The sequence below is a fragment of the Bacteroides sp. D55t1_190419_B8 genome (assembly GCF_015558905.1).
In the GTDB taxonomy this organism is placed as follows: domain Bacteria; phylum Bacteroidota; class Bacteroidia; order Bacteroidales; family Bacteroidaceae; genus Bacteroides; species Bacteroides vicugnae.
The window spans coordinates 1-25,210 of sequence record NZ_JADMOU010000050.1; the positions used below are offsets into that span (position 1 = coordinate 1).

Here is a 25,210-nt window from a genome sequence, read left to right on the forward strand (position 1 = left end):
AGGACACAGAGGTTATAATAATCTCTGAATTAGAACTCTGAAAACTCTGTGTCCTCCGTGTCCTCTGTGGTGAAAACGGTACGGAAATGAATGATAACTTGCTTTCCAACTGCTGATTACTCATTATTTCTTTATCCGTACGTTTACCGTTTGGGCAACGTCACCGAAAAATGAGGATTCGGAGTATGTTGTTCAAAGATGATAGTCTTCATCTTTTTCACGATATCCGGATGTTGGAGTGCTATGTCATGATCCTCATGAATATCTGTTTTTAGATTATAGAGGAACGGTGTTCCTTTTTTCACTACCATTTTCCAATCATCCATGCGTACGGCAATCTGGTCTGTTTCATCAAACTCCCAATACAGAAAGTCATGTTTCTTTTGCTTATTTTTACCCAGCAGTGTGGGAGCGAAAGAAATCCCATCGAAATAATCGACTTCTTTTTCCTCATTGCGATATTTCTTTTCGTAGTCTTTGATACCAATGACTTCGCAGAACGTCGGCATTAAATCATAAAATGCACAGATGTGATCATTTACTTCGCCTGCAGGTATGTGTCCCGGCCAACGGGCGATAAATGGAATACGTATTCCTCCTTCGTGACATTGACGTTTCAGTCCGCGTAGTTTTCCGTCTCTGCCGAAGAAAGTAGGATCGGCTCCGCCTTCCTCGTGAGGGCCGTTGTCACTGGAGAAAATAACCAATGTGTTTTCGTCCAGTCCTTTTTCTTTCAGTTTTTTCAAAACTTCGCCCACGTAATAGTCCAGGCGGGTAATCATTCCGGCAAATTGGGCGTGTGTATGCGTGATGGCGTTGTATCGTGAGCCTTCGCTTCCCTTAAATTCTTTATCCGGGTTGAATTTAGCTTTGTATTCATTCAGGATAGAATCTTCCGGCTGAACGAGTTCCGCATGAGGCAAGGTGTAAGTCAATACGCCGAAAAACGGCTGTTTACCGTCTTGCTGATCCAGCCACTCCAATGCTTTCTGGTGGATCATGTCGGCCGAATATTGCGGACGTTTCAGGTAGTCGGGACCATACATCGGATATTGGATGTTTTCATCCATCACTACACGTACCACTCCGGTGTCACCCAATGCTTTACTATAACGGTTCAGGAAATTAGGGTAATAAAGATGAGCCTGAAACTGACAGATATAACCGTAGTATTCGTCTATCCCTCGTTTGTCGGGAGTGGAACAGGAGCCTTCGTAACCTCCGGCCCATTTGCCGAACATACCTGTGGTGTAGCCGTTATCTTTCATGATCTCCGGCAGGATTACGTGGTCGGGATCATAAGGGTGTTGCCCCACTATTGAGTATTCTTTATTCTGTCCATATTCCACGATCGGTGCATTTTTCCAGTACTCCTTGTTACCTCGTACTTCACAATGGCCTGAATGTTGTCCTGTCATGAATGAAGCTCTGGAAGGGGCGCTGACGGGACTTCCTGCGTATGCTTGCGTAAAACGCATTCCTTCACTGGCCATGGCGTCTATATGAGGGGTGCGGATAAATGGTTGACCGTAGCATCCCAAGTCTCCATATCCCATATCGTCACAAAGGATGAAGAGGATATTGGGCTGGGTATTTTTTTTCTGTCCGTTGGCAGATAGGGTAGATAGAAGCAGGATGCTGCCTATCAATGGGATTGATTGATGATTCATGATGTTGTTGTCATTAAAATGAAACATTTCCTTCACGTACGCTTTGAAGGATACCCTGCAGTTCTGCCACTTTCTCCGGCATATTCTTTGCATAGTTGGTTATCTCTTTCACTTCTTTCATCTTATAAAGCTGGGGTTCTTTAGAGTTTCCGGTTTCTATCTTCGGTCCCCATTGAATCATTTTCGGTCCGTCATTCGGTTCGATGTATTTCCAGTCTTTGGTGCGGACGGACAGTGTGTGATTGGAAGCCTGCTCTATCACCCACGGGCGGTCTGTCTTTTCTTTACCCAGCCAACTTCCCAGATAGTTGTAACTATCCGGTGCGGCATTCTTAGGCATCGTAGCTCCGGTCAGGGAAGCGAGAGAGGCGAGCCAGTCCACTTGTGAAACCAATAAGTCTGAAGTCATTCCTTTTTCTACTCCTGCAGGCCAGCTGACGATGGCAGGAATACGGGTTCCTCCTTCGAAGGCACTATATTTGTTGCCCCGTAGCGGTCCCGCAGGACTATGACCGTTGAGCAGTTCCTCTGCTTTGTCATCGTATCCGTCGTCTACTACCGGGCCGTTGTCACTTGAAAGAATAATGAGTGTATTTTCTCTTAATCCCAGTTTTTCGAGTGCATTCAGGATTTCACCGACACAATAATCGAACTGTACGATAGCGTCGCCTCTTAATCCCATCGGATTTTTTCCTCTGAAACGGTCGTGAGGAAAGCGGGGCACATGTACGTCATTGGTGGCAAAGTAGAGAAAGAAAGGTTTGTTTTGGTTGTCCTCGATGAATCGAATGGCGTGTGTGGTAAGTGAATCTGCAATGTTTTCGTCTTTCCAGAGTGCTTTTCCACCGCCTTTCATAAAACCGATGCGTGAAATTCCATTAACGATCGACATATCGTGACCGTGACTTGGCTTGAGGTTATAAAGTAATTCAGGATTACTTTTTCCGGTTGGTTCACCCTCGAAGTTCTTTTGATAGCTGACTTCGATGGGAGCACTCGGATCATAGTTGGCTACTTTCCCGTTTTCGATGTACACACAAGGTACACGGTCGGCTGTAGCTGCCATAATGTAATGATAGTCGAAACCTAAATCGCCCAGTGCACAAGGTAACGGAGCATTCCAGTCTTGAGTGGCGGTTTGATCTCCGAGTCCCAGATGCCATTTGCCTACTGCGGCAGTGGCGTAACCGACACTTTTGAACATATCTGCCATGGTGTATTGTTCGGGACGGATAATCATTCCGGCATTTCCTGCCGCTACATCCGTTCCTTCTTTGCGCCATGCGTATTCTCCGGTCAACATGGAGTAGCGGGAAGGGGTGCTGGTGGCGGCTGTTGCATGAGCATTGGTGAAAAGGATTCCCGATTTTGCCAGTCGGTTGACGTTGGGTGTCTGTACGTTTTTAGCTCCGTAACATTCCAGATCGCCGTAGCCGAGATCGTCGGCATAGATAAATACAACGTTGGGTGTTTTTGACTTTGTCGGTGTGGTGTTTTCCGGTGCTTTGTTGGCGGCTGTTGCAGCGCAGGTAACAGAGGAAACAAGGGTTAGAATGAAAGGTTGTTTCATTGTTTTTGGGGGTTAAGTGTGTTATTATTAGTAGAAAAAGATGTGCCTGTTCTTTGCCGGACACATCTTTTTCATTGTCTGTTTAACTTAATTCAATGATTTCTTCATTGCAGTTTGTCAGTTTTTCGATTCCTTCGTTGGTCACTACCCAGGAGTTCTCAATACCTACGGGACCTACACCCGGAATAACGATTTTCGGTTCGAGGGCAAAGACCATACCCGGTTCTAATGGTTGCTTTATGCGGGGAGCCAGTACCGGAGCTTCATTAATTTCAAGTCCGATGCCGTGACCGATAAACTTGGCTTGTTGTCCTGTTCCCATAAATTTGTCGGCAAATCCGGCTGCTTTGACTACTTCGATTGCTGTGTCGTAAAGCACTTCACAGGCAATGCCCGGTCTGGCAATGGAAGCAATCTTTTCCTGGATATCCAGACAAACTTGATGGGCGGTGTAAGCTTCTTCGGGCAGTTTGCCGATGGAGAATACACGGCTCATATCGTTCATGTAGCCGTTGAAGTTGCCACCTAAGTCCACCATAACGCTTTGTCCCTCTTTTAACGGAGTTTTATTTGCTCCTCCCGGCAAGGCAGGATCAAGTCCCTGACCGCCTAAGGCAAAATCGTAAGGAGAGGGGTAACCGGCATTGTCTCCAGTCAGTACACTACCCATGAATATTTCCATACTGCGTCCGAATACCCGGAAAATTCCAAGACAACCTTGCAGGCGCATCAGACGTTCTATTTCGATGGAAAATTCAATGTCCGTCATACCGGGACGGTATACACTTGGAATCTGCTCATAAGCCTTTGCATGAGCAATGCTGGAGCGGCGGAACATTTCAATTTCTACAGGTGTTTTCACACTGCGCGCCTGGCGAATCAACGGGGTACCATTTACCACTTCCGCTTCCGGGAAGAGACTGGCCAGACGACAATATTCCGTATAAGGAAGTTCGTCACCTTCTAACATCAGTTTGGTTGGCATCGGCAATCCTTGTTCTTTCAGCAGATCAACGATTTGTTCCGGTTTGCGGATAGAGAATGAGTGCTCTCCTGTGATGTTATTAGGACGTTTAAAAAATAATAGTGCAGGCGAATGAAGGGGGAGGTAAAGATAGCCACTGACTACACAGCCATACGTGTAAATTAAATTTGCATTACAAGTGATAAGTGCGGCGTCGATGCCCTGTGACACCATCAGGCTGCGAATTTTGTCACGGCGAAATTTCAATTCGGGTTGTAGCATTTTTTATTTATTACTTGATTATTAATTACAAAACCAATAATAGTAAATTATTAGTTGTGAGTTATTTATCGCATATAACAAATTCACAAACTATTATTTAACCTATTATGCCACAAAGATAATTAATTCCAGCGAAAATAACGTTAATCTCAAAAAAATAGCGCTACCCGCGTCCTGTCACAGGAGGCGAGCAGCGCAAACCACAAATACAAATACAACTAAACAAAGTCCTTGAATAAATTGAGAATTAAAAATTGAGAATTGAAAAATAAATGTCTTGTTGACTAACATAGTCCACTACCAAACTCTTTTAATTTTTAATTCTCAATTTTCAATTATTAAATAACGCCTTGTCCCATCATTGCGTGAGCTACTTTCATAAACCCGGCAATGTTGGCACCCTTCACATAATTAATATATCCGTCGGGTTCCGTGCCGTATTTCACGCATTGTGCATGGATGCCGTGCATGATTGCATGGAGCTTTTCGTCCACCTCGGCAGCACTCCAGCTAAGGTGCATTGCGTTTTGAGACATTTCCAGACCGGAAGTGGCTACACCACCTGCGTTGACCGCTTTACCCGGAGCGTACATCGTCTTATGTTCAATGAAAAGATCGATAGCTTCAGGGGTACATCCCATGTTGGAAATTTCTCCGACGCAAAGTACGTCATTTTTTATGAGATTTTGAGCATCTTCTCCATTTAATTCGTTCTGGGTGGCGCAAGGAAGTGCGATGTCTGCTTTCACTTCCCACGGGCGTTTTCCTTCTACGAAGGTTGCGTTCGGATATTGTTCGGCATAAGGAGCCACAATATCGTTACCCGAAGAACGAAGTTCGAGCATATAGTCTATTTTTTCACCGCTGATACCATCCGGATCGTAGATATATCCGTCCGGACCGGAAATCGTGATTACTTTTGCACCTAGTTCGGTAGCTTTAGTAGCTGCTCCCCAGGCAACGTTGCCGAAACCGGAAATTGCCACTGTCTTACCTTTTATATCAATCCCTTTTGCCTGAAGCATCTGATTGACAAAATACAGTCCTCCGAAACCGGTAGCTTCCGGACGAATCAATGAACCGCCGAATTCCAATCCTTTGCCGGTGAATGTACCGGTAAATTCACGAGTTAGTTTTTTGTACATGCCGAACATATAGCCCACTTCACGTCCTCCTACGCCGATGTCACCGGCAGGCACATCCATGTCCGGCCCGAGATGGCGCCACAACTCCAGCATAAATGCCTGGCAGAAACGCATGATTTCGGCATTACTCTTACCGCGTGGAGAGAAATCGGAACCGCCTTTACCGCCACCCATAGGCAGGGTAGTCAGTGCATTCTTGAATGTTTGTTCGAAACCGAGGAACTTCAGAATGGAAAGATTAACGGATGCATGGAAACGGATACCACCTTTATAAGGACCTATCGCATTGTTGAATTGTACACGATAGCCGAGATTGGTCTGTACCTCGCCTCTATCGTCCACCCATGTCACACGGAAAGTGAAGATACGGTCAGGTTCTACCAATCTTTCTATGATTTTAGCTTTTTCAAATTCAGGATGTTGATTGTATATATCTTCGATAGAAAGAAGAACTTCCTTCACTGCCTGAAGATATTCAGATTCACCGGGATGCTTAGCCTCCAAAGAGGACATGATTTTCTGGATGTTCATGATACTATATTTTAAAAGGTTAATTCTGATAAAATGTCAACTAACTCACTGCAAATATAGGAAAAATTTTCAGATGTGATTGATTTTATGCCATTATTTTGATTAAATAATGATAAAATGATAGTAGGAACAAGTGCTAGGTATAAAGTATAAGGTATTAAGTATTAGGCTGCGCTGCAAACCGCATAGACTTATACTTAATACCTTATACCTAATATTTAATGTAAGTATTCAGCGCTAATACCTAATACTTAATATTCATCCCTAGGTTGTACATGATGAAACCGTAGATGTCTGCTTGTTCTTCAAGTACTTTTGCCATCGGTTTACCTGCACCGTGACCTGCTTTGCTGTCAATGCGGATCAGTGTCGGGTTTGTACCGTCGTTGTCTGCTTGCAGCGTAGCGGCAAATTTGAATGAATGGGCAGGAACCACGCGGTCGTCATGGTCGGCAGTGGTCACCAGTGTTGCCGGATATTTCGTGCCCGGTTTCAGGTTGTGTAATGGAGAATAGCCTTTGAGGTATTCAAACATTTCTTTGCTGTCTTCGCTTGTTCCGTAATCGCTTGCCCAGTTCCAGCCGATAGTAAATTTATGATAGCGTAGCATATCCATCACGCCTACCTGCGGAATTGCTACACGGAACAGGTCCGGACGCTGTGTCATGCAGGCACCTACCAGCAGACCACCGTTGGAGCCACCTACAATGGCGATTTTATCTTTGTTCGTATATTTTTCGTTGATAAGATATTCGGCAGCAGAGATGAAGTCGTCGAATACATTCTGCTTCTGCATCTTAGTTCCGGCTACGTGCCAGTCTTCACCGTATTCGCTGCCACCACGCAGGTTGACTTGTGCGTAGATACCGCCATTTTCGAGGAATGGGATGCGCATTGCACTGAAACCAGGGTTGAGGCTGATGCCGAAACCACCGTATCCGTAAAGGAATATAGGATTTTTTCCGTCTTTCTTCAGATCTTTCTTATAGGTAAGGAACATCGGGACTTTTACACCGTCTTTGCTGGCAAAGAATACTTGTTCCGTCACAAAATCATCCGAGTTGAACTGTACTTTCGGTGCACGGTATAGTTCATAGGTGTTCTGATCCATGTCATATTTATAAGTGGCACCCGGAATGGTGAATGAAGTGAATCCGAAGAAACATTCTTTATCGTCTTTGTTGCCGCTGAAGCCTACCGAACCGAGTGACGGCAGTTGGATTTCCTGAATCTGCTTGCCGTCGAGCCCGTAAACGTATGCATGGTTCGAAGCATCTTTGTCGTAAGTAAGGAACAGTTTGCCACCGATCACTTCTGCGTTTGAAAGAACGGCTTCCGATTCGGGAACGAGTTCTTTCCAGTCCTCCAGTTTCGGACGGTTGATGTCGGCTACCATGATCCGGTTTTTCGGTGCGCCATAGTTAGTATAAATATAAATCTGGTCGCCTATCACTTCAATCGGGTAGTATTGGTAGTCGAGGTCGGTAGTCAGTTGGATGAAAGGAGAATTCGGCTTTTTCAGGTCTCGTATAAATAAGTTGTTCCCTCTTCCGGCACCGGATTCTGTGAGGAAGAGAATACGTTCGTCTTCGCTGGTGCTGGCTGTATAGAAACGTTTCGGATAAGCCGGATTCTGATAAATCAGTTTATCTTTCGATTGCGGTTCACCTATTTTGTGATAATAGATTTTGTGCTTTTCGTTTACGTTGGAGAATTCTTTTCCTTTGGCGGGAGCATCGTAGGCGCTGTAATAGAATCCGTCTCCCTGCCAGGCGGCACCGGTAAATTTGGCCCATTCGATGTGGTCTTCCAATAACTTGCCACTTTCAGTGTCCATGACAAATATTTCAGACCAATCCGATCCGCTGCGTGAGATACTGTAAGCGGTATATTTGCCGTCGTTTGAGAAATAAAGACCGGTCAGTGCCACTGTGCCATCGTCCGAGAGCTTGTTCGGGTCGAGGAAAACGCGAGGCTCGCCGTCCAGTGAATCCTGTACGTAGAATACACTCTGGTTCTGCAGGCCGTCATTTTTACTGAAGTAATATTTGCCATGTTTCTTGATTGGCGCACTGATTTTCTCGTAATCGGCCAGTGTGGTCAATCGTTTCAACAAGTTTTCCCGGAACGGAATCTGGCTTAGATACTCATTCGTTACTTTGTTTTGTGCTTCTACCCAGGCAGTAGTAGCTGCACTGGTGTCATTTTCCAACCATCTGTAAGGGTCGGGAACTTGTGTACCGAAGTACACGTCTACGGTGTCTACCTTCGCTGTCTCGGGGTAGACTAGCTTTTTCTGTTGGGGAGCGCATGACATCACCATGATTCCACTCATTAATAAAGTTACTTTTTTCATGTGAATAAAAAGTCTTTTTGAATAAACTTAAAGTTACAAATCTACAAAATAATAAGAGATAAACAAGTAAACTTTATAAAGAAGATGATGGAAAATGAGATTTAAAAAATTAACTTTGCAAAAGTAATCATCAAGTATAAAGGACTATGGGTAATTTTATTACGAATATCAAGGTTAATCACATTTTTCATTTGGAAAACTTTTGTATTCCAATTTCTGAAAATGAGAAAAAACATCTGATTATTACGGGAAAGAACGGAAGTGGTAAGACTATTTTGTTGAATGCAATTGTGGAGCATTTGAGCAAGGTTTGCAATGATAAGACGTTGAGCTTTTTAGATGTTAAAAAGAATTTAATATCTCATCGAACATGGTTGCAAACGGCTAAGGCCGCTAATAATTTGCGAGATATTGTCTCTAATCAGGATAGTATTGAACATTATAAAACTAGAATTGAAGAAATGTATGGAAAAGTGGAACTTTCATTCCATGATATATATTCCATCTCTAAGGATTTTCTAAGTCAAGATTTTATCATAGCCTATTATGCAGATGAACGTAGATCTCTTTTTGTAGAACCTAAGAATCCGATTAAACCGGATTTGGAAATGAAAACTGATCTGACACACAATAAAGTAGATCAGTTCTTGAATTTTATGGTTGACTGTAAAGTGCAAGAAGCCTTAGCCCGTAATGAAGGAAAAATGGAGGATGCTGATTATATTCGTCAATGGTTTGTCGGTTTTCGTAATATCCTCCGTCAGATATTTAATGATACAACCCTGGAACTTGATTTCAATTATAAAGATTACTCTTTCCTCATTCAAACACGTGGAAAATCGTTTAAATTCACGGAGTTGTCAGCAGGATATTCAGCTGCATTGGACATCGTAGCCGATTTAATCTTAAAAATGCAATCGCAGGATAATGTGGTACGTGCATACGAGAAAGAGGGAATTGTGTTGATTGATGAAATAGAAACACATCTTCATTTGGAACTACAGCGAATGATCTTGCCGATGTTGACTGCTATTTTCCCTAATATACAGTTTATTGTTACTACTTATTCTCCTTTTATTCTTAATTCTTTAGAGAATGCTGTTGCTTTTGATTTGGAACATCGTGAACCGATTGAAGATTTAACGGATTATTCTTATGAAGCATTAGCGGAAGGTTATTTTGGTGTTCGCACAGATTCCAGTGAAATTCAAATGCGTTTACAACGGCTGGAAGAGTTGATTCGTGCAGAGCAGCTTTCTGTTTCGGATAAAAGTGAATTGGATATGTATCTGAAAGATTTTGATAAGATTCCGGAGGCAGTAGCTCCTGCAGTTAAAGCTAAATATTATGATCTGAAAAGAGAGTGGCAAAATAAGAATTAATTAAGATGATTAGAATTTGTAAGAATGCGGATAAGCCACAAACTTTAGATAAAAGTTATAATACGGACGAAGTCTGCAAACAATTACTGATGGATCAGAATGATAAATGTTATTTGTGCGAACGGCATTTGACAACAGATTACCAAGTAGAACATTTCAAGTCGCAAGCTAATAATGGAGACTTGAAACAAACATGGGAAAACTTATTTGTAGCTTGTGGATACTGCAATAATAAAAAATCGAATAAGTATGATGATATCTTAGATCCGATCCATTATGACATAGAGACTATAATAAGGCATTCGAATGACTTTGTCAATCAGAAAGTAATATTTAATAGTGACCATGCGACTTCCGAAGTGCTTTCAACGATTCAGTTGTTGAATTTATTATTTAATGGGAAACTACCTTATAGGAACTGTCGTGAACAACGATTTTATGATGAGTTTATTCAAAAAATGAACTTTTTCTCTTATGCTGTTAATGAATATATGTCAGGTAAGAAAGAAGATTATTATCCGGTTATAAAGGAGTTGTTGGATATTCGTAGTGAATATTTGGGATTTAAATATGCCATTATTCATAGTAACGATCTGCTGAAACATGATTTTGGAGATATGACGATTTGGAATAAGAAAGGAGAATGACTTTATGCTTAGTAAATATAAATTAAACCAGCTTTACTTCAAAGATACACAATTCGCTAACTTGATGACAAGGCGGATTTTTAACGTGTTATTAATCGCTAATCCTTACGATGCTTTCATGTTGGAGGATGACGGGCGCATTGATGAGAAGATTTTCAATGAATACACTTCTTTGTCTCTGCGCTATCCACCTCGTTTCTCGCAGGTGTCTACGGAGGAGGAAGCACTGTCACAGTTGGAAAACATGTCGTTTGATCTGGTGATTTGTATGCCGAGCACGGGGGATAATGACAGTTTCGACATCGGCCGTCACATCAAAGAGAAATACGAGCATATTCCTATTGTCATCCTGACTCCTTTCAGTCATGGTATTACTAAACGGATTATCAATGAAGATTTAAGTGCGTTTGAATATGTATTTTGCTGGTTGGGTAATACTGACTTGTTGGTGTCTATCATCAAGTTGATAGAGGACAAGATGAATCTGGAACACGATGTGCAGGAGGTCGGTGTGCAGTTGATTCTTTTGGTGGAGGATGGTATTCGTTTCTATTCTTCTATTTTGCCGAATCTGTATAAATTCGTGTTGAAGCAGAGTCAGGAATTCTCTACTGAAGCCTTGAATGCTCACCAGCGTACGCTCCGTATGCGCGGACGTCCTAAAATAGTGTTGGCACGTACGTATCAGGAGGCGATGGAAATCTATCATAAGTATCAGAATAATATATTGGGGGTAATCACTGACGTCCGTTTCCCGAAAGTGGAACGGGGGGAGAAAGACGGTCTGGCAGGTATCAAGCTGTGTGCGGAGATACGTAAGAATGATCCGTTTGTTCCTTTGATTATCCAGTCTTCCGAATCTGAAAATTCGTCTTATGCAGCCAAGTATGGTGCCAGCTTTATCGACAAGAACTCCAAGAAGATGGACGTTGATTTGCGCCGTATTGTCTCCGATAATTTTGGTTTTGGTGATTTTATTTTCCGGAATCCGGATACAGGGGAGGAGATTGCCCGCGTCCGGAATTTGAAGGAGCTGCAAAATATTCTTTTTGCCGTACCTGCGGAGTCCTTCTTATATCATATCAGTCGGAATCACGTGTCGCGTTGGTTTTATTCGCGTGCCATGTTCCCGGTAGCTGAATTTTTGAAACCGATAACCTGGAATAGTCTTCAGGATGTGGATGCTCACCGTAAAATCATCTTTGAGGCGATTGTGAAGTATCGTAAGATGAAGAACCAGGGAGTCGTGGCGGTCTTTAAGCGCGACCGCTTCGACCGTTATTCTAACTTTGCCCGTATCGGGGATGGATCTCTCGGAGGAAAAGGACGTGGACTGGCATTTATTGATAATATGGTGAAGCGTCATCCGGAGTTCGACGAGTTTGAAAATGCGCGTATCGCTATTCCGAAAACAGTGGTGCTTTGTACGGATGTGTTTGATGAATTTATGGATACTAATAATCTGTATCAGATTGCACTGTCAGATGCGGATGATGCTACGATTCTGAAATACTTTCTGAAGGCAAAGTTGCCTGACCGATTGGTAGAGGACTTTTTCACTTTCTTCGATGTAGTGAAGTCTCCGATTGCCATTCGTTCTTCTTCCTTGTTGGAAGACTCTCATTATCAGCCGTTTGCCGGAATTTATAACACCTACATGATTCCTTATCTGGACGACCGCTATGAAATGTTGCGGATGCTCTCTGATGCTATCAAAGGGGTGTATGCTTCGGTTTATTTCCGTGACAGCAAAGCGTATATGCAAGCCACTTCGAATGTAATCGATCAGGAGAAAATGGCTGTTATCTTACAGGAAGTAGTTGGAAACCAGTACGGCGATCGTTATTATCCGTCTATGTCCGGTGTGGCCCGTTCACTGAATTATTATCCTTTAGGAGATGAAAAAGCCGAAGAAGGAACGGTTAATCTGGCTTTGGGATTAGGAAAATATATTGTTGACGGTGGCATGACCCTTCGTTTTTCTCCCTATCATCCCAATCAGGTGTTGCAAACCAGTGAAATGGAAATAGCCCTCAAGGAGACTCAAACTCGTTTTTATGCATTGGATTTGAAAAATGCCGGACATGATTTTTCTATCGACGATGGTTTTAATTTGCTGAAACTTCATGTCAAAGAGGCGGAAAGTGACGGTGCTCTGCGTTATATTGCTTCTACCTACGATCCGTACGATCAGATTATTCGTGATGGTTTATATCCGGGAGGACGTAAGGTGATTACTTTTGCTAATATCTTGCAACATGATGTTTTCCCGTTGGCTCGTATTCTGCAGTTGGTATTGAAATATGGTGAACAGGAGATGCGTCGTCCGGTTGAAATTGAATTTGCAGCAACGTTAAGTCGCGAACATGATAAATCCGGAACTTTCTATCTGTTGCAGATCCGTCCTATCGTAGACAGTAAAGAAATGCTGGACGAGGATTTGAATGAGATTCCTGATGAAGATGTGATTCTCCGTTCGTATAATTCGTTGGGACACGGTATTATGAATGAGGTATATGATGTGGTTTATGTAAAAACCGACAATTATAGTGCTTCCAATAATCAGACGATTGCCTGGGAGATAGAAAAGATCAATCAACAGTTCCTGAACGAAGGAAAGAATTATGTGCTCGTTGGTCCGGGTCGTTGGGGAAGCAGTGATACATGGCTGGGTATTCCGGTGAAGTGGCCTCATATTTCGGCTGCCCGTGTGATTGTGGAAGCCGGTCTGACTAATTACCGGGTAGATCCCAGTCAGGGGACACACTTTTTTCAGAACCTGACTTCTTTCGGGGTGGGATATTTCACGATCAACGCCTTTATGAATGATGGAGTTTATAATCAGGATTTCCTCAATGCACAACCAGCAGTGCAGGAAACGAACTATCTCCGTCACGTTCGCTTTGAAAAACCTGTGGTAGTCAAAATGGACGGCAAGAAGAAGTTGGGAGTAGTCTTGATGCCAGGCGTTGATAAATAAGCTTTATTAACGTTCAATTTATTATATAATGAAGTTCTGTTTTTCATCTGAAAGACAGAACTTCTATGTTATATCTCTTAAAAATGTTTCATTTTTCATATTCTAGGCCTTAATTGTGGTCTTCTTTTCATATTCGAAAATAAAACTTTCTTTAGATACTTTATTATAAAGAAATAAAACTGTATTTTTGCGGCTAGTTTACAAGATAGCACCTGTATATTAGGTATTTAAGCTTATCTTTGATTTCAGAGAGAGGGACTCCGTATTATTTAAAGGCGTATTTAATTCGGTATGAAGGGTATTTTGAAGTTTATTTTATTTTTAGAGATTGTATTATTGTGCAGTTGTGTAAACGATGAAAATCGTTCGGGTGCTTTTGGTGGAATGAGCTTGCATCTATCCGCAAATTCTTCGGTGACAGATGTTACGACACGCTCGAGTGAGGAAGTACTGCCTTCCATACAAGATTTCTCTATTTCCGTGTTGCAAGGTGACAAAGTGCAGGCTTCCTGGGATAAATTGAGTGACTATGATGAAGACACTACTTTCCCGGTAGGAAGTTATACCTTGAAAGCTTTCTATGGTGACATTGAGAAGGAAGGCTTTGATTCTCCTTATTATGAGGGTACTACCGATTTTAATATCCGTGGTGGCGAGACTACTCCCGTGGAAACTACTTGTAAATTGGCCAATACTAAAATAAGTATTGAATACACGGATGATTTCAAACAGTATTTTAAGACTTATTCTTCTACTGTACAGGCAGAGTTGGGAAGTGAAGTTTCTTTTTCGTCCGGAGAAACGCGTGCTGCTTATGTGAAGCCGGGTAGAATTTCAGTAAAACTGACTTTCACGAAAGTGAATGGCGGACTAAGTCCGACTACCGTTGAAGTGGCTACCATTGAGGAGGCGTTAGCTCAACATCATTATCATTTGCAAATGAATGTGGATGCTGGTAAAGCCATGTTGAGCATTGTCTTTGACCGTGTAACGGAAGTCAGACCCATTACTTTGGATATTTCGGATAAAGCATTGAATATTAAACCTCCTTATTTCACATTGACCGGATTTGAGAAAACAAGTAATGATGGTAATCAGTGGGACGGTAATCCGATTGAATCGAATCAGTTATCGGCTTTGTTGACTTCTTTGGGCGGTTTTACGAAATGTATTCTTAGAACTACTTCTCCTAATTTACCCGATTGGCCGGAGGAAGGATTTAATCTGGCGGCACTTACTCCTGAAGATCAAGCATTGCTGGACAAATCAGGTGTGAAGTTGATTGGCTTTGGTATTAATCAGGATCAGATGGGTATTATTAATTTTACTGGTTTGATTCCTAATCTGAATATTACGGATAATAATGATACTCATTTATTCTATTTGAGTGCCACCAGTACTTATGGTAAGCAAAGTGAAGATTATGTGTTGAATATAACAACGCCTAAGAACTTTATGTTGCTACCTACGGATCCTGTGAAGATGAAGAGTAAAGAAGTGACAATTCCGGTGAAACTGAAAGAAGGCAATCCGCAGAATATTAAGCTCTATTATCGTTATTATGGTGTGATGACTTTGATTAACAATACGGTTATCACTCCGATAGAAGGAAAAGAAGGATATTACAATATAAAAGCAAGTGGTATTGATATGGGAGTTGTAGCCAAAGACTTCCAAGCTGAATATAACGGTTTGAAATCGGCCATCGTTTCCGTAGCTGTTATTATACCTTCTTATAGTGTTATTCTCGAACCGTTTCATGTGTGGTCGTATACGGCCGAAATGACGATTGTACCTGAATATGCCGAAGATATGTCTAATGTGATGAGTGCTATTGAAGCATATATTTCTTTGAATGGAAGTACGTGGACGAAAGTGGATGCCAAAGATTTGAAACTTGATGCAACCACTGGAAAGGCTGTCATTTCAGGACTTACTCCGGGAACTACTTATTATTTCAGAACGACTTGTGATGATGGTACGACTTATTCAATTCCTGTTATGCAGGTAACAGAGAGTGTAATACAGCTTCCGGATTTCACGCAAGGATGGGGTAAGACAATCTTTAGTGGAACTATTAATAAAGGAGGAAAGTATAATCATAGTTCTTTTTGGGGAGATAATAGATTTGATACAACAAATTTAACAGCACTTGATTTTGATGAAAATGAATCTTGGGCTACAGTAAATGAAAAGACAGTACCTATTAGTGGTGTTAAGAACACTTGGTATATGATTCCTTCAAGTATGAAACAAAGTAATGGCATTCTGATGCGTAATGTGGCTTGGACTGTGGCAACAAGTGACCCTCCATCAAGAAATGCGATTGGTGCAAGTACTCTTAATGATTTGACGCCTCCTACTCATGGTCATCATTCTGCCGGTAAGCTTTTCCTGGGAAGTTATAGTTATAACCATTCTACTAATGTAGAAATCTATAATGAAGGCATATCCTTCACTTCCCGTCCGATAAAGCTGAAAGGCACTTATACTTATGTAGCTAATAACGATCAGGGCGGAATTGTAACTGTAATAGTAGAAAACCGCGAAGGAGGACAAACATTAAAGTTAGCCGAAGGTAGTGAAGTCTTAACAGCGACGAGTTCTCAAAAGGAATTCACGGTGGACTTAACTTATAATACGATGTTTGAGAAAAAAGCGACTCATTTAAGGGTGATGTTTGCCTCTTCTTCCAATGCTTCAAACACTCAAAGTGTTGAAGACAATAAGATTAAAACAACGGATAATAAGGGTGAAGCTATTTCTACTGGTAGTGAATTGTATATAGATAAAAATATAATATTAGAATATAAGTAATGAGTAATATGAAAGCAATAAAAAAACTCGTTTTTATATGTTTGGCAAGCATTTTAGGATTATGCAGTGCTTGTATGAATGATAACCCTGATTTTGGAAGGGACGACGAAGGAACCGGGAATACAAATCAAGGTGAAGGACAGGTAAGACTTGCGGGAACAAGTGTTTCTGTTTCTGTGGATGTGCTGTCACGTGCAGACGGTAAAGCAATCAATACAGATGATTATATCATTCGGATTTATTCGACTGATAATAATTTATTGGTAAAGGAATATACAAGATATAGGGACATGCCCGAAATCTTAACCTTGAATGTGGGTAACTATAAGATTGAAGCATTATCACATGACGTAAAACCTGCTGAATGGGAAAAACCTTTCTATAAAGGAACCCAAACTTTTACAATAAAAAAAGATGAGGTTACATCGGTTGATGTAATCAAATGTTTCTTGCAGAATATAATGGTGACAGTCGACCTCAATGATGATTTGAAACAGAAAGTAGGTGGTGACCAGTCCATTACAATAAAAGTCGGTACAGGTGAACTGACTTTTAATAATACCGATATTGGAAGTGGACGTGCCGGATTCTTTGAAGCTGCCGAAGTAAGCAATATCATTATTGTTCATTTCCAGGGAACGGTAGATGGGGAATGGACAGAAGAGCAAACCAGTTTCAGCAATGTGAAAGGTGGAGAGCACCGGAACATTGTGTTTAATCTGGAGATACCTTCAGTGGGTGACATGGGATTAAGCGTAAAGCTGGATGCAGTATGTAAGAAAGTGGATTTACTTGCTTGGGCTAATCCGGGAGCAGAAGATATATTGCCGGAAGATCCATCCGTAAATCCTGGAACAAGTGCACCGACAATCGTAGGACAAGGTTTCAATATAATGGATGAGATAGAAGTAGAGAAAGACGAAACCAAAACCATTATTGTTAATATCACAGCAGATAATGGTATTCAAAATTTGAAAGTGAAGATTGATTCGGAGACTTTGACACCTGAAATACTGAAGTCAGTAGGTTTGTCTTCTGAATTTGATTTGGCACACCCTGCAGATGCAGATTTGGAAAAAGCGTTGAAGAGCTTAGGTTTCCCAGTGGGCAGTGAAGTGATCGGAGTGAAATATTTGGTGTTTGATATTACACAGTTTACGCCGCTACTCGGATTGTATGGACTTGCTTCTCATAATTTTATTATTACCGTTGTCGATCAGGCAAATAATACCAGAACAGCTACTTTAGCATTGAAATCAATAGCAAAGAAAACAGAATGAAAAAACTGATACATATATTAGTTATAGCTTTCATTGTTGGACTTGTTTGTGTCTCCTGCCGTGAAAGTGACCTGACAAATAATGGAGAGGGCGCATTATCTTTGAAGATAGGTGTTCAACGTGAATTACCTACTGTTTCTGCCGGAAAGACGAGAGCTACGCTTACTGATGAAGAATTGCTCCAGAAGTGTAAAGTGTATATCCGTAACGCGGAGGGCTTGGTGCGTAAATTCGCCACTTTAGATGAAATGCCGGAACAAATACTGTTAGTTCCCGACAATTATAAAGCGGAAGTTACTGCGGGTGATTCCGTAGCTGCATCTTTTACCGATTCTTATTTCAAGGGGACGAAAGAGTTTACAATTTCAAAAGGGACGGCTATTTCGGAATCAGTAGTGTGTGGCATTCGCAATACAGTAGTCAGTCTGGCTCTGTCTGACGAATTACAGGAGGCATTTCCTACTTATAAAATTACAGTGAGTAACCGATTGGGAACTTTGGAATATACACAGGATAACATATCCCAACTAGGATATTTTATGCTGTTGGATGATGAAAACCAATTAAGATGGAACCTTGTAGGGCAACTTAACGGCAGTGGAACAGAAATAACCAAAAGTGGAGTTATTAATCTGGTACGGAAAGCAACCAGATATGATTTGACTTTTAGTAATTCTTCCTCTGAAGTGGGTGGTGGCATGATTTCCGTAAATGTGGTTGAGACAGCTTTGACGACGGATGAGAAAGTAGATATACTGGCACGTCCTGTTATTAAGATAATCGAGAATGATCAGATTTACGAGTTGGATAATGCAGTTTATCGTGCGCAATTCGACAAGGAAACACCTATTGTTGTGCGGATGGCTGCTAGTGTGCCTTTTACTGAATTGAAAGTGACGAGTGCGGATTTTGCACGGTTGGGAATTACCCATTTTTCTTCTTTCGACTTGATGGAATTGACTGAAGTTCAGATAAGAGAACTGGATAATCTTGGATTTAGTATCCAATTTAATGCGGATATGACAAAGGTTCAGTTTGCATTTAAGGAAAACTTGAGAGAGATAATGACTAATTCGATCGATGACGGTAATAACACCTATCGATTTGACATTGAAGTAAGGGACCGGAATGGAAAAGATAGAGCGAAAACGTTGACGGTTATTGCTACAGATGCTTTGGTTGCTACCGAGGATATTGCTACACAGAACGATGTTTGGTCAACAAAAGCCACTCTGTATGGTAGTCTGGTTGCTTCAGTTACAGAGATGAATTTCCGTTACCGGGCGATTGGTTCCAATGATTGGATGTATTCGAATCAGGCTGTGTTGAATAATAAAATATTTACGAGTCAAATAACCGGACTTGAACCTGGTATAACCTATGAATATCAGGCAATGGCTGGTACTGTTGCAGCGAAAGAAACAAAACAATTCACTACAGAAGCTCCTGCACAATTGCCGAATGCTGGATTTGAAGACTGGCATGGAGATTCGCCTCTTTATATCTATAAGAGTGGTGGAGAAATGTTTTGGGATAGTGGTAATACGGGTTCTGCTACATTGAATAAGAATGTGACAACGTATGATGCAGCCATTAAGCACAGTGGGAATTATTCTGCAAAATTACAGTCTCAATATGTGGCTCTTTTTGGAATTGGTGCTTTTGCTGCCGGAAATATATTTGTCGGGAAGTTCCTGAAAATAGATGGTACAGACGGTATTTTACGGTTTGGACGTCCTTTCACTTCACGTCCATCGAAATTGGTGCTTTATTATAGATATGTAGCTGGTACAGTGGACTATTCAACATTGGGTGAGTTACCGAAAAACAGTAAAGATATGGGCTCTATTTATATAGCATTGGGCGACTGGCCACATCAGACTTTTGACGGAGAAACGGATATACCGGTACTTGTTAAGACAAAGCCTGCTGACAGGCAGCTTTTTGATTCAAATTCTTCAAATGTGATAGGCTATGGAGAGTGTATTCTTAAAGAGTCGACGGAGGGTGAAGGATTGATAAAACTGGAGATCCCGATTAACTATCGCTCTAACCGTAAACCGACTGATATTATTTTAGTGGGTAGTGCAAGTAGATATGGAGATTATTTTACCGGAAGTACGGGCAGTACTTTGTGGCTTGATGATTTGGAATTAATTTATGAATAAGCAAAGTATGAATTACTTTATCAAAACTTCATTCCTGATAATCTTGGGAATAATTGTTGGAACGACGCAAACATGCGCGCAACAGGAGTTCAAACGGAATATAGAAATGAGAACTTTCATTCCTAAGGGACAATGGATTGTGGGTAGTTCAGTTTCTTATTCTCAATACTCAAATGATAACTATCAGTTTCTGGTGATAGAGAATTTGAGTGGGGAAGGGTATGCTTTTAAAGTGAGTCCGGTATTGTGTTATGCTTTTAAAGATAATGTAGCTGCAGGTGGACGTTTTATGTATAGCCGGACGTATACCAAGCTAAATAATATCAGTGTAAATATTGATGAAGATACCAACTTTGATATTAGTAACCTGTATGAATTGAAGAACTCTTATTCGGGAATTGCTGTCTTGAGAAATTACATCAATTTAGGTACTAGCAAGCGTTTTGCATTATTCAATGAAGTGCAGTTAGAATTGGGAGGTTCTGTTTCAAAAGTGGTGAACGGTAAAGGGGATGACCTGACAGGAGTATATCAGACTTCTTTGGATGCAAGTGTTGGTTTGAGTCCGGGTTTGGTTGCCTTTATCAATAATTATACGGCAGTGGAAGTAAGCATTGGGGTGTTGGGACTGAATGTCAGCCGAACCCATCAGGTGACGGACCGGATTTACGAAAGCAACCGTTCGTCGATGAGTGCCAATTTTAAAATTAATCTTTTCAGTATAGGACTGGGAATAGCTTTTTACCTTTAAAAAACAGGACGAATGTATAAACGGTTATTGGTAACAGTGCTGGTGTCTGTATTCTTTTTCTCTTTGTGGGGAAAGACAGAAACGGTTTGTCAATCGTTGGAGGTAGAAGATTCTGTCCCCGTTTTTCAGAAGGATACGCTACCAGTAAAAGGGAGCTTGGACTTCCTGCGAATCAAACGTATCGGACGTTATGATCGTGGAATCATGAACTATCGTTTCATTCCTAAAGGGAAGTGGATCTCTGGTTTCACAATGTCATACTGGGATTATAATAGTGCGGATAATAAACTGCTGTTTGCCTATTTTGATAATTTTGATTGTGATGGGCGTAATCTGAATTTTTCTGTATATGGAGGCTATGCTGTCCGTGATAATATGGTGTTGGGATTGAAGTTCGGATACCGGAATATGCGAGGAGCCTTGAATAATATCACGTTGAAAATCGATGATGATGTCGATTTCTCTTTGAAAGATTTAAAGTTGGAACAAAATTTGTATAACGTGTCGTTCTTCCATCGCTCTTATGTAGGTTTGGATGCCGGTAAACGATTTGGATTGTTCAATGAGACTGCCTTGACATTCAATTTTGGAAAGTCTAAATTCGACCGTGGTGTAGACGAAAATTTGGTTAATACTCAAACAGATATATTTGAGGTGCAATTGGGAATAAATCCGGGATTGGCTGTTTTTATTATGCAAAATGTAAGTATTGAATGTTCGCTCGGAATAGCCGGCATTCGTTACAGGCAGGAAAAACAGAAAAATAATCTGGGAGAGACGGGAAAACGGATGACGGGTGGATCTAACTTTAGGGTGAATCCTTTCAATATTAGTTTGGGATTGACGATTTGCTTATGATTTTATGAGACATAGAAAAAAATACATATTACTGTTCCTGCTTCTGGTTGTATGTGCCGGCTTGGTATTCTTTTATGGAATAAAAAGTGAGGGACAGGAAGACAAACAGGAGGTATTGTCATCAGTAGAGGATACTTATCAGGTACCTGAAGCTGCTGTGGACTCTGCCCGCCAGATAATTGGAGAAGTGGAGGAAAACGTGTCTCCAGCAGAGAATTCTGTGGAAAAGGTTGTGAAGAAGCCTGAAGAAAGACCAGTGGGGAAGTTTGTAGATAAAAAGCAGGCAGATAAAAGGCAGAAGGTTGCGTCTAAGAGAGAAGCAGTAGCTGTTCCGCCAGTTTCTTCAACGGATATAAAATTGGCTTCTGATGTTGTCAATACTCCTTTGAAGTTAGAAGGAACGATTTGTGACCTTGTATTGTCGGAGCGTAAACAGGATAGTAAAATAACAGCTGCACTTCCGGTTCACACGGTTGAAACAGTTAAAAGAGAGTTCGATTGGAAAAGTGATACGTTAGAGACCAAGCGAGGCATTGATTTATTGAGAATCAAAAGGGTAGGGCGGTTTGATCGTGGCATTGTGAATTATCGCTTTATGCCTAAAGGAAAATGGATATTTGGTACGGATTTTTCGTTTTGGGATTATAACAGTGAGGACTCCAAATTATTGTTTACTTATCTCGATGATTTTGATTTTGAAGCACGTACCATTAATGTGGCTCCTTTTATCGGTTATTTTTTCAAAGATAATCAGGTAGTGGGTGTAAAGCTCGGTTATAAGCATACGGACGGTCATTTAGGCAATGTTAGTTTTAAGATTGATGATGACGTGAATTTCACTCTCAAGGAATTGAAGTTGAAAGAAGAGTTGTATAATTGCACTTTTTTCCATAGCTCCTATATCGGGTTGGATCCGGGAAAACGTTTCGGATTGTTCAATGAAACCAATCTGCGTTTGGGATTCGGACATTCGGAGTTTACAAGAGGTTCGGGCGAGAGTTTGAAGAATACCAAAACGAATATATTTGAGGCACAGTTGGGGATTAATCCCGGAGTGGCTGTCTTTATTATGCAAAATGTGAGTGTGGAATGTAGTGTGGGAGTGATAGGCTTGAAATACCGTAAGGAAAGTCAGGTGAATAATCTTGGTGAGAAAGCTTCCCGTACGAACGGTGGAGCCAACTTTAAAATAAATTTGTTTGATATTAATTTAGGATTAACTATAAGTATGTAATCATGAAAAGTAAAGGCAGAAATAGACTTTTATCCTTAATTATATGCATTTGCATTGCATTTGCTTTTTCATCATGCGTCAAGAATGATTTGCCGTATCCTGTTGTCAGATTGTCTATTACCGGCTTTGAGGTGAATGGACAGATTGGTAGTGCAGTCATTAATAATGAAGAACGTACGGTGACAGTAGACTTGCTCGATTCTGTGGATTTGAAGAAAGTGATTGTCACCCGTTTCGATTATTCAGAAGAGGCTAATACGGATTTGAAGGTGAATACAACGATTGATTTGTCTTCTCCTAAAGAAGTGGTATTGTCTTTGTATCAGGATTATCGCTGGAAGATTATAGCCAACCAGACCGTCGAACGAGTATTTAGCGTCAAGAATCAGGTCGGAGGAGCCGTGATTGACGAAAAAGCTCGACAAGCTATCGTTTATGTCAATAAAAATACGATGCTCAACAAAATAACCGTGAAAGATTTGAAGCTGGGGCCGATCAGTTCTACCGTTTCGCCTGACTTTACCACTTTGAAGGACTTTACACAAGAGCAGAAAGTAAATGTGACATTTAAAGGAAAAACCGAAGAGTGGAGTTTGTACGCATTCATCACGGATAAGGTTGTCTTTACTAATTCGGCGGATGGCTGGACTAATGTAGCATGGCTTTATGGAGAAGGACAGGAGGATGTAGTGAACGGCTTTGAAATACGTGAAGCTTCATCAGAAGAATGGACAAGGGTAGATCAGGATATCGTTGTACAGAATGGAGTAAACTTCTATGTTTGTGTTCCGCATTTGAAAGCGGACACGGAATATGTATGTCGTGCTTTGGTGGATGGAACAGAAGATCGTGGTGAAGAGATTACTTTTAGAACGACTGCTGAGATTCCTTTAACAGGTGGTACATTTGATAATTGGAATCAGAGTGGTAAAGTCTGGAACCCGTGGGGAAGTAATGAAGCTCCTTTCTGGGATACCGGAAATCAAGGAGCTACAACCTTAGGTGACAGCAACTCTGTTCCTACCGAAGATATATGGTCGGGTAAAACAACCGGTAGGGCTGCGAAACTTGAGTCTAAGTTTGTGGGAGTGGGTTCTGCCGGGAAATTAGCTGCCGGTAACCTCTTTGTCGGTAAATATGTGGCAACCGACGGAACAAATGGTATCTTGAACTTTGGGCAATCGTTCTCTGCTTATCCTACTCATTTGAAAGGATATTATAAGTACCAGCCCGGAGTGATTGATAACTCTTCCATTGAATATAATTATTTAAAAGGAAAGACAGATACCTGCTCGATCTATATTGCCATTGGTGATTGGGATAGTCCGATTGAAATACGCACCAAACCTTCTAACCGGAAATTGTTTGATAAAAATGATAAGCATGTGATTGCTTATGCTGAATTTACATCGGGAACTCCTGTTGCCGTGTATAAGGAATTTGACTTGAAACTGGAATATAGGGCTACGAACAGAAAACCAACCTATATCGTCCTGGTATGTTCTGCAAGCAAATATGGTGATTTTTTTACTGGAGCGTCCGGTAGTGTGCTTTATGTGGATGAGTTTAGTCTGGAATACGATTATGATAACTGATTGGCTTTATAGCATATAACGAAGATAATCTGTTAGTGTCCGGTCATTTACCCATTATTCCTATAGGCCAATGGACTCATGCCAACATATCGTTTAAAGTATTTGCCGAAGAACGATGTGTTGGCAAAATTGAGTGAATCGGAAATTTCTTGAATAGAGAGTCTTGTCGATTTCAATTGTGATTTGGCATCCATGATGACCATGTGAGAAATAATTTCTATGCATGTGTTCCCAGTAACCTGTTTTACTATAGTACAGAGGTGGTTGTGTGTAATTTTTAGTTTCTCGGCATACCATGCTACATTACGTGTCTGATTATAATTTTGCATCACTAGTTGAGTGAAATTCTTGTAAATCAGCTCATTTTTTGATAGATTCTCAGTTGTATTTTGCAGCCGGTTTTTATACATGGCGGCTATTCCTGCATGTATGTTATTATATAGATGTGGAGTGATTCCTTTACGTGTTGATTCATCAAAGAAAGTATAAAGTTTAATCAGAAATTGTAAATAGTCTTCTAGTAATTTGGCACCTTCCGGCTTTAATGGAATAACTGGTCTTCCCAATGTTACAAATAGCGTATCAATGGCTGTAGGGGTTAAATTGGCATGTTCTATGTATTTAGAAGAGAAGCCACCGAAATAAAGTATTAGTTCTCCCTCTACGCTGTGAATTTGAATAATACTTCCAGGCATAATTGTCACGAAATCATTTGCGCGTACAGTAATACGATTCAGATTAACTGACGCCTCTATTTCTCCATTCATGCATAATACAAAAATTTCCGATTTTAATCGGCAGGGAAAGTTTGTGTACAGGTTGAGTAAATCTTTATTGATGCCTGTACCAATGAGCCATTCTTCCGGTAAGTCTATTTTAGGTAATTCTTTATTCATCATACATTGTTATGTAGGTCGGCGGCATTGCTGCCGCTTTCCCCATTAAGAACTGTACGTGCGACTTTCACCGCATACAGCTCC

General features: G+C 41.1%; 16 protein-coding genes. 10 read left to right on the forward strand and 6 right to left on the reverse strand.

Annotated features, from left to right (window positions below):
* Positions 1 to 143: 143 nt before the first annotated feature.
* The 5 genes from I2I13_RS23650 to I2I13_RS23670 all read right to left on the reverse strand — a co-directional run bounded on the left by I2I13_RS23650 (position 144) and on the right by I2I13_RS23670 (position 8,518).
* Positions 144 to 1,670, reverse strand: coding sequence for an arylsulfatase (locus tag I2I13_RS23650; RefSeq protein ID WP_195650695.1), 1,527 nt, complete (start codon positions 1,668 to 1,670; stop codon positions 144 to 146).
* A 13-nt stretch (positions 1,671 to 1,683) separates the two neighbouring features.
* Entirely contained in the window at positions 1,684 to 3,240 is a 1,557-nt protein-coding gene (locus I2I13_RS23655; RefSeq protein WP_195650696.1) for an arylsulfatase, read from the reverse strand.
* Between the two features lie 82 nt (positions 3,241 to 3,322).
* Positions 3,323 to 4,486: a Xaa-Pro peptidase family protein gene (locus I2I13_RS23660; RefSeq protein ID WP_074707801.1), complete on the reverse strand. Its 1,164-nt coding sequence runs from the start codon at positions 4,484 to 4,486 to the stop codon at positions 3,323 to 3,325.
* 338 nt (positions 4,487 to 4,824) lie between these two features.
* A complete protein-coding gene (gene gdhA, locus I2I13_RS23665; protein ID WP_074707804.1) occupies positions 4,825 to 6,162 on the reverse strand; it encodes an NADP-specific glutamate dehydrogenase in 1,338 nt (445 codons plus the stop codon).
* Between the two features lie 244 nt (positions 6,163 to 6,406).
* Complete coding sequence (locus tag I2I13_RS23670; RefSeq protein WP_148365099.1) at positions 6,407 to 8,518, reverse strand: prolyl oligopeptidase family protein; 2,112 nt, start codon at positions 8,516 to 8,518, stop codon at positions 6,407 to 6,409.
* A gap of 146 nt (positions 8,519 to 8,664) precedes the next feature.
* On the opposite strand from I2I13_RS23670, the gene I2I13_RS23675 reads away from it, so the two are divergent.
* The 10 genes from I2I13_RS23675 to I2I13_RS23720 all read left to right on the forward strand — a co-directional run bounded on the left by I2I13_RS23675 (position 8,665) and on the right by I2I13_RS23720 (position 24,230).
* Entirely contained in the window at positions 8,665 to 9,900 is a 1,236-nt protein-coding gene (locus I2I13_RS23675; protein WP_195650697.1) for an AAA family ATPase, read from the forward strand.
* Positions 9,901 to 9,905: 5 nt separating this feature from the next.
* Positions 9,906 to 10,547, forward strand: a complete 642-nt coding sequence (locus I2I13_RS23680; RefSeq protein ID WP_117935352.1) for an HNH endonuclease — start codon at positions 9,906 to 9,908, stop codon at positions 10,545 to 10,547.
* Between the two features lie 4 nt (positions 10,548 to 10,551).
* The gene (locus tag I2I13_RS23685; protein ID WP_195650698.1) at positions 10,552 to 13,527 is read left to right on the forward strand and encodes a PEP/pyruvate-binding domain-containing protein; all 2,976 of its coding nucleotides are present in this window, start codon (positions 10,552 to 10,554) and stop codon (positions 13,525 to 13,527) included.
* Between the two features lie 291 nt (positions 13,528 to 13,818).
* Positions 13,819 to 16,344 (forward strand): DUF4493 domain-containing protein, encoded by a 2,526-nt coding sequence (locus I2I13_RS23690; protein ID WP_195650699.1) that lies wholly within the window; start codon positions 13,819 to 13,821, stop codon positions 16,342 to 16,344.
* 8 nt (positions 16,345 to 16,352) lie between these two features.
* Positions 16,353 to 17,624 (forward strand): DUF4493 domain-containing protein, encoded by a 1,272-nt coding sequence (locus tag I2I13_RS23695; RefSeq protein ID WP_074707884.1) that lies wholly within the window; start codon positions 16,353 to 16,355, stop codon positions 17,622 to 17,624.
* A complete protein-coding gene (locus I2I13_RS23700; protein ID WP_074707820.1) occupies positions 17,621 to 19,792 on the forward strand; it encodes a PCMD domain-containing protein in 2,172 nt (723 codons plus the stop codon). The genes I2I13_RS23695 and I2I13_RS23700 overlap by 4 nt, the downstream gene beginning before the upstream one ends.
* 7 nt (positions 19,793 to 19,799) lie before the next feature.
* A complete protein-coding gene (locus I2I13_RS23705; protein ID WP_004306842.1) occupies positions 19,800 to 20,543 on the forward strand; it encodes a hypothetical protein in 744 nt (247 codons plus the stop codon).
* A 12-nt stretch (positions 20,544 to 20,555) separates the two neighbouring features.
* On the forward strand, positions 20,556 to 21,401 hold the full coding sequence (locus I2I13_RS23710) for a hypothetical protein (protein WP_074707822.1): 846 nt from the start codon (positions 20,556 to 20,558) through the stop codon (positions 21,399 to 21,401).
* A 4-nt stretch (positions 21,402 to 21,405) separates the two neighbouring features.
* The gene (locus tag I2I13_RS23715) at positions 21,406 to 22,635 is read left to right on the forward strand and encodes an efflux RND transporter permease subunit (RefSeq protein WP_195650700.1); all 1,230 of its coding nucleotides are present in this window, start codon (positions 21,406 to 21,408) and stop codon (positions 22,633 to 22,635) included.
* Between the two features lie 2 nt (positions 22,636 to 22,637).
* Positions 22,638 to 24,230: a PCMD domain-containing protein gene (locus I2I13_RS23720; protein WP_195650701.1), complete on the forward strand. Its 1,593-nt coding sequence runs from the start codon at positions 22,638 to 22,640 to the stop codon at positions 24,228 to 24,230.
* Between the two features lie 47 nt (positions 24,231 to 24,277).
* Here I2I13_RS23720 and I2I13_RS23725 read toward each other — a convergent pair whose 3' ends face one another.
* Positions 24,278 to 25,126: an AraC family transcriptional regulator gene (locus I2I13_RS23725; protein ID WP_195650702.1), complete on the reverse strand. Its 849-nt coding sequence runs from the start codon at positions 25,124 to 25,126 to the stop codon at positions 24,278 to 24,280.
* Positions 25,127 to 25,210: the final 84 nt, after the last annotated feature.